This window comes from Kitasatospora sp. NPDC059088 (assembly GCF_042738155.1).
In the GTDB taxonomy this organism is placed as follows: domain Bacteria; phylum Actinomycetota; class Actinomycetes; order Streptomycetales; family Streptomycetaceae; genus Kitasatospora.
Genome location: NZ_JBHYGR010000014.1, coordinates 98,186 through 107,509, shown reverse-complemented (window position 1 = coordinate 107,509; position 9,324 = coordinate 98,186). Strand labels below are relative to the sequence as shown.

The following is a 9,324-nucleotide window of genomic DNA, read 5'->3' as shown; positions in this document are numbered from 1 at the left end:
CCACCCCCGCGAGCCGGCCATTGACCGCTCTGGCCGCCCGGATCGGGGTGGGGCTCTCCCGCGCCTGACGCCCCCGGGTTGCCCCCCCCGCCGGGGGGGGGGGTGCACGCGTGCGGGGTCGTACGCCTCGCTATACACACCATGTATAGCCGGTGTGTATAGTCGATGATCATGGCACTCGGACAGATGCTCCTCGGACTGCTGGAAGACCAGCCCCGCCACGGATACGACATCAAACGGCTCTACGACGACCACTTCGGGCGCGACCGCGCCCTGCACTACGGGCAGGTCTACGCCACCCTCTCCCGGCTGTTGAAGAACGGCCTGGTCGTCGTGGAGGGCGTCGAGGCCGGCGGCGGCCCGGACCGCAAGCGGTACGCGATCACCGACGCGGGCGTCACCGACCTCGCCGGCTGGCTCGCCCAACCGGAGGACCCCCAGCCGTACCTGCAGAGCACGCTGTACCAGAAGGTCGTACTCGCCATCCTGACCGGCCGCTCGGCGACCGACGTGCTGGACGTCCAGCGGGCCGAACACCTGCGGACGATGCGCGAACTGACCCGCCGCAAGCTCGACGGCGACCTCACCGACGAACTGATCTGCGACCACGCCCTGTTCCACCTGGAGGCCGACCTGCGCTGGCTGGAGCTGACCGCCGCCCGGCTCGACGACCTCACCACCCGCCTGACGGAGAAGCCGCGTTGACCACCGACCAACCCCTGCTCCAGGCCCGGGACCTGCACAAGTCCTTCGGCCTCACCCCGGCCCTCGACGGCGCCTCCCTCACCGTCGCCGCCGGCGAACTCGTCGCCGTGATGGGCCCCTCCGGCTCGGGGAAGTCCACCCTGCTGCACTGCCTGGCCGGCATCACCCGCCCCGACCGAGGCACCATCAGCTACCAGGGGCAGGACCTCACCGCCCACTCCGACGCCCGGCTGAGCGCGCTGCGGCGCACCGAGTTCGGCTTCCTGTTCCAGTTCGGCCAACTCGTCCCGGAACTCACCTGCCTGGAGAACGTCGCGCTGCCACTGCGCCTCAACGGCCTGCGCCGCAGGGCCGCCGAGGCCCGGGCCGCCGAATGGCTGGAGCGGCTGGAGGTCGCGGACCTCGCCGCCAAGCGCCCCGGCGAGGTCTCCGGCGGCCAGGGCCAGCGGGTGGGCGCCGCCCGCGCGCTGATCACCGGCCCCAAGGCGGTGTTCGCCGACGAGCCGACCGGCGCCCTCGACTCCCTCAACGGCGAACGCGTCATGAAGCTGCTGACCCGCGCCGCCCGGGAGACCGCCGCGGCCGTCGTGCTGGTCACCCACGACGTGCGGGTCGCCGCCTACGCCGACCGGGAGATCGTCGTCCGGGACGGCCGCACCCTCGACCTGACCCCCGCCCGGTGAGCGCCGCCGACGGGCCGAAGGTCCGCTCGCCGTTCCTGGACCAGCTGGGCCTGGGCGTCCGACTGGCCGTCACCAGCGGGCGGGACGGCTGGGGCCGGCTGCTGCTGACCGCCCTGGGCGTCGGGCTGGGCGTGGCCATGCTGCTGTTCACCGCCTCCTTCCCCGGCATCGTGCACCACCGCGACCAGCGGCTGTACACCCAGAACGACACCTTCGACGACGAGGCGCTGCCGGCCCCCGGGGACCGGACGGTCCTGATCGCCGTCGCCGACACCACCTTCCACGGCACGCCCGTACGCGGCCGGATCGTCCAGCCCGAGGGGCCGCACGCGGCGCTCCCACCGGGCGTGGCCGGCTACCCCCGGCCCGGCGAGATGGTCGTCTCCCCCGCGCTGGCCGAGCTGCTCGCGGGCCCCGCCAACCGGCTGCTGCGCGAGCGCCTCCCCCACCCGGTGGTCGGCAGCATCGGAGCGGCCGGACTGCTCGGGCCCGGCCAGGCCGCGTACGTGCTCGGCGGCGACCACCTCTCGGTCGACACCGGCGCCCTGCGGATCACCGAGTTCGGCCACTTCTCGCCGCCCAAGCCCATGGATCCCAAGCTGATCCTGCTCAACGCCGTCGGTCTGACGGTGATGCTGGCCCCGGTCGGCGTCTTCCTCGCCGCCGCCGCGCGCTTCGGCGGCGAACGGCGCGACCGCCGGCTCGCCGCCCTGCGGCTCGGCGGAGCGGACCGCCGGATGACCGCGCGGCTCGCCGCCGGGGAGTCCCTGGTGGGCGCGCTGCTCGGCCTGGTCGCGGGCGTGGCGCTGTTCCTGCTCGCCCGTCAGCTGATCGGCCGGATCCGCTTGGCCGGGTTCAGCTTCTACCCCGAGGACGTCGCGCCCCAGCCCGCGATCGCCGCCGCGATCGCCGTGGTCGTGCCGCTGCTGGGCATCGGCGTCACCCTGCTGGCCATGCGCCGGGCCACCGTCGACCCGCTCGGCGTGGTCCGCCGATCCGGCCCCGCCCGGCGCCGGATCGGCTGGCGGCTGATGCTGCCGCTCGCCGGGCTGGCCGTGACGGTGTTCGCCCTGGTCCTGCCCGCGGGGAGCAGGCCGGGCGCCCTCCCGCGTACCGCCGTCCTCGACCCGGTGGGCGACACCCGGGGCTCGATCCTCGTGGCCTTCGGCGTGCTGCTGATGCTGGTCGGTGTCTGCACCCTGCTGCCCTGGCTGGTGGAGGCCGTCACCCGGCGGGCCGGCGGCGGCCCGCTGTCCTGGCAACTCGCCGTCCGCCGTCTCCAGTTGGGCTCCGGACCGGCCGCCGCGGCGGTCAGCGGCATCGTGGTGGCCGTCGCCGGGGCGATCGCCCTGCAGACCCTCTTCCTCGGCATCGGCGCACGCTACGAGTCCTGGTCGCGGCCGCAGGTCACCGCCGGGGCGTACCAGCAGTCGGTGGCCTTCCCCGGCGGTGCGCCCCGGGCGCAGCAGCTCGCCGATCGCCTGACCCGCAGCCCCGGCGTGAAGGCCGCCGCGGCGTACACCGAGTTCTCCCTGGAGAGCGCGACCGCCAAGTCCTGGGAGCTGCCCGAGGTCCGGATCGCGCCCTGCGCGGTGCTGCGCGAGCTCGCCACCCTGCCGGACTGCCGGGACGGGGACTCCTTCGCCGTCCAGGGCCCGGAGCGGCCGGGCGGCGAACCGGTCCGGCCCGGCACCCTCGTCCACGCCGCCTACTTCCGCGGCTCGGGCGAACCGGCCGCCTTCCCGCTGCCCGCCGCGACCGCCACCGTCCCGGCCGTCGAGGGCGCGGACCCCAACGGGCGGATCGGCGCCGGCCTGCTGCTCCTCACCCCGGCCGCCGTCCCCGCCGACGCCCTGCGCGGGCAGCCCGCGACCGTCCTGGTGTCGCTCGCCGACGGGCTGCCGGACGCCGAGGAGCAGCTGACCACCGCCGTGATGGCGATCGACCCGCAGGCCCGCGCCGAGTTCCCGCTCGACCGGACGCTCGACCCCACCTACCTGGCGGTCAAGCGGCTGCTGACGGCCGGTTCGGCGATCACCCTGCTGCTGGTCTCCCTCAGCCTGCTGGTCGGCCAGCTGGAACGCTTCCGGGAGCAGCGCCGCGTCCTCGGCGTGCTGAACGCGGTCGGCACCCGCCGGCGCGTCCTGGGGCTGTCGGTGCTGTGGCAGACGCTGATCCCGATGGCCCTGGGCCTGGCGCTGGCGGCCGTCGCGGGCCTGCTGATGGGGGCGCTGCTGCAGTACTCGGCCGGCGTCTCGGCGGCCGTGGACTGGGGCGCGATGCTGACCATGTCCGCGATCGCGGCCGCCGCGGTGCTGCTCACCACCGTCCTGGGGCTGCCGCAGCTGCTGCGCCTGATGGGCCCCGGCGCCCTGCGGCACGAGTAGCCGCCCCGCTGCCGTTGCCCGTGCCACGGCTCCTCCCCGCCCTGGGGAGGAGCCGCTCGGCGTTCCCCGGCGTCGGCGCCGGCGATCAGTCGGAGCCGTAGGCGCCGGCCAGCGCGGAGGCGCCGGTGGTGAGGAAGTCCCGGATGCCCAGCAGGTAGGCCTCGCGGTCGACGAAGCCGTCCCGGTCCGCGTCGAGGACGTCGAAGGCCGCGTCGACGTCCTGCTCCGCATTGCCCGAGGCGGTGCGCAGCCGGATGAACTCCTTGCGGTCCAGGCGGCCGTCGCCGTCCGCGTCGGCGAGGTCGAACAGGGAGCCGAGCGCGGGCCGGCAGGTCTCCTCGAAGGCGTCGTGGCCGGCCCAGGAGCTGTACGCCTCGAAGGTGACCCCCTGGTCCCGGCCGGCGGACAGCTGCCGGAAGACCTCCTCGTGGGTGTCCCGCGCGACGAGGACCAGCGGGTCGTGGCGGTCGCGCCCGGCGGCCGCGGCGGCCCGCTCGACCCGGGCCAGGTACTCGGAGTGGGAGATGACGCCGTCGCCGTCGGTGTCGAGCATGGAGAAGATCCGGCGCTTCGCGGTGTCGGACACGGTGGCCCCTTTCGTTCGCTTTTCGTTCGCTGCACGTGATCGGAATCGGACGGAACGTTAGCGCCGTTCACCCCTTCGGGTCCGGAGGACATGCCCGGGTCGGCCTCCACCCGCTCCACCCGGGGGTGGGGGGGGGCAGCTCCACCCGCGCGCCTATGACACGGCGTCAGGCCGCCCGCCAGGCTGGGGCCGTGTCACGTCGCGGCCCCGGCCGGGGGTCGCGGGTGCGGAGTCGGAGGTGCGCGTGCACAGGGTGAAGAGGTGGGCGGCGACGGCCGCGGCCACGCTGCTGGCGTTGGCGCCGGCCGGATCGGCGGGGGCCCGGGAGGCCCTGGCGGCCGACGGCCGGCAGGGGCACGGGTGTCGCGCCGTGACCTCGCTGGGCCGGGTGGAGGGGGTGGCGCAGGAGGGCCGCTGCGCCTTCCTCGGGGTTCCGTACGCGGCGGCGCCCACCGGGGCGAACCGGTTCCGGCCGCCGCGGCCGCAGGAGCCGTGGGGCGGCACGCTGCGGGCGGTGGAGGAGAGGCCGGGCTGCCCGGAGGACCTGGGCGCGGGCGGGGAGGGCGTCGAGGACTGCCTGCACCTGAACGTGTGGGCACCGCGCACCGGGGGCGGGCACAAGCCCGTCATGGTGTTCCTCCACGGCGGCGCGTTCCAACTGGACTCCGCCGAGGAGCCGGTGTTCGACGGCGGCCGGATGGCGGTGCGCGGCGACGCGGTGGTGGTGAACCTGGACTACCGGCTCGGCATCCTGGGCTGGACGGAACTCGGCGGCCTCGACCCGGCCTACGCGGGCTCGGGCAACAACGGCCTGCGGGACGAACTGGCCGCCCTGGAGTGGGTGCACCGGCACGTCGCGGCCTTCGGCGGGAACCCCGCGGACGTCACCGTGTTCGGGCAGTCCGCGGGCGCCGTCTCGATCAGCGCGATGCTGGCGGGCGACCACCCGGAGCGGCTGTTCCGGCGGGCCGTCGTGCAGAGCGGCCCGGGCTACCTGGTGCACACCGCCGGCTCCGCGCGGCGCGCCGCCGAGCACGTGTTCACGACCGGCGGCATCCACGCGGTGGCGGACCTCGACCGGCTGACCACCCGCGAGGTCCTGGAACTCCAGCAACGCGCCCAGGGCGGCCTGTCCGGGCCGTCCGCGGCCGTCTTCTTCGGCCCCTGGATCGACGGCTCGCTGATCCCCGGCCCGGTGGTCGAGCGGGTCGCCGCCGGCAGTGCCCGCCACGTCGAGGTGATGGCCGGCACCACCGAGAACGAGACCGACTTCTGGGCGCTGTTCAACCCGTCCGTGCTGGACCTGCCGCTGAGCGGCTACCGGACCTTCCCCGCCGTGCTCGCCGACCGCAAGCAGCGGATGTACGACCGGTACGCGGCGAACCGCCCGGGGCTGCCCGAGGGCCGGGTGGTCAACGCGATGCTCACCGACCAGACGGAGCGGATCCCCACCCTGCGCCTCGCCGAGGCGCAGTCCCGCTGGCGGCCCACCTACGTCTACCAGTTCGACTGGCACGTGCCGTACGTCCCCGGGCTGCCGGCCGCCCAGAACCTGGGGGCCGCGCACACCCTGGAACTGCCCTTCGTCTTCGGCGGTCTGCAGCTCGACCGGTTCCCGCGCGGCGCGCAGACCGTGGCCGAGCAGCGGCCCGCGCTCACCCGGCTGTCCGACCGGATGATGACGGCCTGGACGGACTTCGCCCACGGCGACGGGCCGGGCTGGCCGTGCTACACCCCCGACTCCCGCGCCACCCGGATCTGGGACCTCGAACCGAGCGTCCGGTACGCGCCCCACGACGACGAGCGCGCGCTGTGGGACGGCTACGACTTCCCCGACCTGGACTTCTGACCTCACCGACTCTGCCGTGACAGCAGGAAGTCGATCATCGGCGGGCGCCGCTCCACCGGCGCCCGCCGACAACTGAGGTGAATCGTCGAGGAATTACCCATGCACATGGGCTGTTCCGGGACCCCGCTCCGTGCCTACACTGCCGCTGCCCGGCGACCACTTCTCGGCCGCGGGCGACACCGCAGCGCGCGACCCGTACGGCCGCGCGCCCGCACGGAGGAGGAACCGACCATGGTCAAGCACTACCTCAAGTACGCCTACAGCACCCTCACCGCCGCGATGTTCCTGCACATGGCCTGATCCGGCCGACCCCGGCCAGGGCCGGGTGGCGTACCGTCCGACCCTGGCCCGGGGAGCCCGCTTGTTCGCGACCGCCATCAGTCAACTGCGCTACGGTGCAGCGATCCTGACGAACCGCCGGATCCGTCCCGGCGACCTGGAACGCCTCGCCCGCGACCTGGTCGACACCATCGCCGAGTTCGGCGAGCCCGGCGAGGACTCGGCACTGCTGCCCGGCCGGGCCGGGCACGTCGACCCCCAGCTGCGCCGCGAGGTGGCCCGGCGCAGCCTGCGCGCCACCGCCCGCGCCGCCGTCCGGCACACCGCCTACTACCGCCGGCGGTTCGCCGAACTCGACCTCGATCCGGCGACCTTGGAGCCCGAGGACTGGTCGCGCGTGCCGGTCACCCCCAAGCAGGCGCTGAAAGCGCTGCCCGCCGCCTTCGTCTCCGCCGCCGCCTCGCCCGCCCTGATGGCGCTCACCACCGGCACCAGCGGCACCCCCACCGCGGTGTGGTTCTCCCGGGCCGAGATCGAGACCGCCATCGCGTTCAGCACCATCTCCGCCGTGCTCGGCCTCGGCCTGCGGCCGCGCCACACCGTCGCCTACGCGGGCTGCTCGCGCGCCACCCTGCCGCTGGTCTACGCCGAGGAGTCGACCACCCGGGCCGGCGCCGGCTTCGTCCAGTTCGGCACCGTCGACCCGGCGTTGGCGCTGGACCGCCTGGCCGCCCCGCTCGGCCTGCCCGGCCGGGCGCCGCAGATCACCCATCTGACCACCTCCGCCTCCTACCTGGCCGCACTCGTCCAGGAGGCCGAGCAACAGAATTGGCAGCACGGCGACTTCGGGCTGGAGTCGATCAGCGTCGGCGGCGAGGTGCTGTCCGCACCGCTGCGCCGCCGGGCCGAGGCGGTGTTCGGCGCGGCCGTGGCCTCGGCGTACCTGATGACCGAGATCCTGCCCTCGGGCGCGAGCCCCTGCACCGAGGGGCATCTGCACCACACCACCGAGTTCGGGCACCTGGAGGTGCTGGACCCGGTCAGCGGGGAACCGACCGCCCCGGGCGGGATCGGCACCGTGGTGCACACCCCGTACGTGCCCTACCGCGAGTGCACCCTGCTGCTGCGGTACGCCACCGGGGACCTGGTCCGCCTCCCGGACGGGCCGCCGGACTGCGAACTCGCCCACCTGCCGGCCACCTCCGGGATCCTCGGCCGCTGGTCCGGCCCGCTGAGCACCGCCGTCACCACCCGCGAGGTGCTCGACCTGGTGGAGGCCGAGCCCGAAGTCCCGCTGCCCGCCCGGTACGCGCTCACCGAGGGGCCCGCGGGGCCGACCGGCCCGGCCCGGCTGCACCTGCTGGTCCCCCGGCTGCCCGCGACCGCCCTGCTCGGGCGGCTGGAGGAGCGGGCGGCGGCGGCCGGCCTGCGGCTGTCCGCCGTCGTGCTGCACGAGGACCGGGCCACCATGCCGCCGACCGCGCCCGTCCGCGCCGACCTGCGCGAGCACAGCTTCGAGGCACCGGGCGCCATTGCCCCGGCGCCACCGACCCCAGGAGGCGTTGGATGAGCGTCAGCCCCCTCGCGCTCACCGCGCTGAGCGCCGCCGTCGCCGTCGAGATCGCCGTCGCGGCCCGCTACCTGGCCCGGGTCCGGATGCCCCGGCCGCCGGTCGGGGTGTACACCGGGGGCGACGTCGCCGTGCTGTGCACCGGCGTGGTCCTCGCGCCGCTGCTGTACACCGCGCTGCCCGGGGCGGCCGTCTCCGCCGTGTTCGGCCTGGTCCTGTGCCTGGCCGTGCAGTTCACCCTCGCCCCGCTGCTCACCACCGCCGGGCTGCGGGCCGCGCCGTGGTCCTGGGCCGCCGCCCTGGCCGGCACCGCCGCCACCGCGCTGGCCGCCCTCACCGGCCACCCGGGCGGGGCCCGGGCGGGCAGCGGCCTGCTGATCGCCGTCGCGGTGGTCGGGGTCGCCAACCTGTGGACGCAGAGCGGCCTGCGGGCCGGGCACACGGCCGCGCTGGCCGCCGTGCTCACCGCGTACGACCTGGCCGCCACCACGCTCACCGACACCACGGCCCGCTTCTTCGCACAGGTCCAGGACCGGCCGTTCGCGCCGATGCTGGCCCTCACCGGCGGGGACCGGCCGGTCGGCCTCGGCCTCGGTGACCTGCTGCTGCTGGTCCTGTTTCCGCTGGTCGCGGCGAAGGCCTACGGCCGGGCGGCGGCCTGGTCCGCCGCGCTCACGGGCGTCCTGGTGACCAGCGCCGTCAGTGCCTGCTTCGCCCTCGGCGCGCTGTCCGGCGGCTTCCCGCTGCTGACCGCGCTCGGGCCGCTGATCGTCGCCCAGCACCTGTACTGGCGGCGGCGTACGGGCGGTGAGCGCACCACCGCCCGCTGGCGCGAGGGGCGGCCCGGCCCGGCACCGGCGCCGTCCGGCACCGAACTCGCGGCCGCGCTGGCCGCGCCCGCACCCGAGGGCACCCCGCCCGGCAGCTGGCTGGCCCTCGGCGCCGGCCGGGTCCTGGGCACCGGCCCGACCCCGGGCCTGGCCCGGCGCGACGCCCGCCGCCAGGGGGCGGACGCCCCCACCACCGCCCGGATGCTCTGAGCACCCCGGCTGCGGCTTCAGTCGAGGGTCGCGTCCAGGAAGTCCCGCCAGGCGGCCTGCACCCGTGCCGCGTCGGCCTCGCCCCCACCGGCCAGCAGGTCCAGCAGCAGCCCGCGCAGCACGGCGAGCACCACGGTGGGGTTGGGCCCGGGGGCGGGGGGCACCCCCGCCCCCGGGGGGGGCGCATCCCCCACCCCCGGGGGGGCGCAATACCCCCCCCCGGTG

9 protein-coding genes are annotated in these 9,324 nt (G+C 75.7%); 7 read left to right on the top strand and 2 right to left on the bottom strand.

The genetic code is table 11. The features are described 5' to 3' along the window. The first annotated feature begins 171 nt into the window (after positions 1-171). From ACFWXO_RS09485 to ACFWXO_RS09475, 3 genes are read left to right on the top strand one after another with little or no spacing between them, the layout of a single operon-like run. The gene (locus ACFWXO_RS09485; RefSeq protein WP_380400278.1) at positions 172-705 is read left to right on the top strand and encodes a PadR family transcriptional regulator; all 534 of its coding nucleotides are present in this window, start codon (positions 172-174) and stop codon (positions 703-705) included. Continuing rightward, positions 702-1,388, top strand: coding sequence for an ABC transporter ATP-binding protein (locus ACFWXO_RS09480; RefSeq protein WP_380523005.1), 687 nt, complete (start codon positions 702-704; stop codon positions 1,386-1,388). Before ACFWXO_RS09485 ends, ACFWXO_RS09480 begins: the two co-directional genes overlap by 4 nt. Next, complete coding sequence (locus ACFWXO_RS09475) at positions 1,385-3,775, top strand: FtsX-like permease family protein (protein ID WP_380523004.1); 2,391 nt, start codon at positions 1,385-1,387, stop codon at positions 3,773-3,775. Before ACFWXO_RS09480 ends, ACFWXO_RS09475 begins: the two co-directional genes overlap by 4 nt. 85 nt (positions 3,776-3,860) lie before the next feature. Here ACFWXO_RS09475 and ACFWXO_RS09470 read toward each other — a convergent pair whose 3' ends face one another. Next, positions 3,861-4,361 (bottom strand): EF-hand domain-containing protein, encoded by a 501-nt coding sequence (locus ACFWXO_RS09470; protein ID WP_380523003.1) that lies wholly within the window; start codon positions 4,359-4,361, stop codon positions 3,861-3,863. A gap of 238 nt (positions 4,362-4,599) precedes the next feature. Between ACFWXO_RS09470 and ACFWXO_RS09465 the strand changes: the two genes are divergently transcribed. The 4 genes from ACFWXO_RS09465 (at position 4,600) to ACFWXO_RS09450 (ending at position 9,099) form a co-directional block, all read left to right on the top strand. Next, entirely contained in the window at positions 4,600-6,210 is a 1,611-nt protein-coding gene (locus ACFWXO_RS09465; RefSeq protein WP_380523002.1) for a carboxylesterase/lipase family protein, read from the top strand. A gap of 99 nt (positions 6,211-6,309) precedes the next feature. Next, positions 6,310-6,510 carry a hypothetical protein gene (locus ACFWXO_RS09460; RefSeq protein ID WP_380523000.1) on the top strand — a complete coding sequence of 67 codons (201 nt, stop codon included), beginning with the start codon at positions 6,310-6,312 and terminating at the stop codon, positions 6,508-6,510. Positions 6,511-6,571: 61 nt separating this feature from the next. Further along, the gene (locus ACFWXO_RS09455; protein ID WP_380522999.1) at positions 6,572-8,059 is read left to right on the top strand and encodes a phenylacetate--CoA ligase family protein; all 1,488 of its coding nucleotides are present in this window, start codon (positions 6,572-6,574) and stop codon (positions 8,057-8,059) included. Then, the gene (locus ACFWXO_RS09450) at positions 8,056-9,099 is read left to right on the top strand and encodes a hypothetical protein (protein ID WP_380522998.1); all 1,044 of its coding nucleotides are present in this window, start codon (positions 8,056-8,058) and stop codon (positions 9,097-9,099) included. The genes ACFWXO_RS09455 and ACFWXO_RS09450 overlap by 4 nt, the downstream gene beginning before the upstream one ends. A gap of 17 nt (positions 9,100-9,116) precedes the next feature. On the opposite strand, the gene ACFWXO_RS09445 is transcribed toward ACFWXO_RS09450, so the two are convergent. Continuing rightward, complete coding sequence (locus tag ACFWXO_RS09445; RefSeq protein WP_380522997.1) at positions 9,117-9,263, bottom strand: hypothetical protein; 147 nt, start codon at positions 9,261-9,263, stop codon at positions 9,117-9,119. Positions 9,264-9,324 lie beyond the last annotated feature (61 nt).

Bases quoted from the DNA above. Each gene is read 5' to 3' on its own strand.
- ACFWXO_RS09485 (WP_380400278.1), top strand. From the start codon at position 172: ATGGCACTCGGACAGATGCTCCTCGGACTGCTGGAAGACCAGCCCCGC.
- ACFWXO_RS09460 (WP_380523000.1), top strand. From the start codon at position 6,310: ATGCACATGGGCTGTTCCGGGACCCCGCTCCGTGCCTACACTGCCGCT.
- ACFWXO_RS09450 (WP_380522998.1), top strand. From the start codon at position 8,056: ATGAGCGTCAGCCCCCTCGCGCTCACCGCGCTGAGCGCCGCCGTCGCC.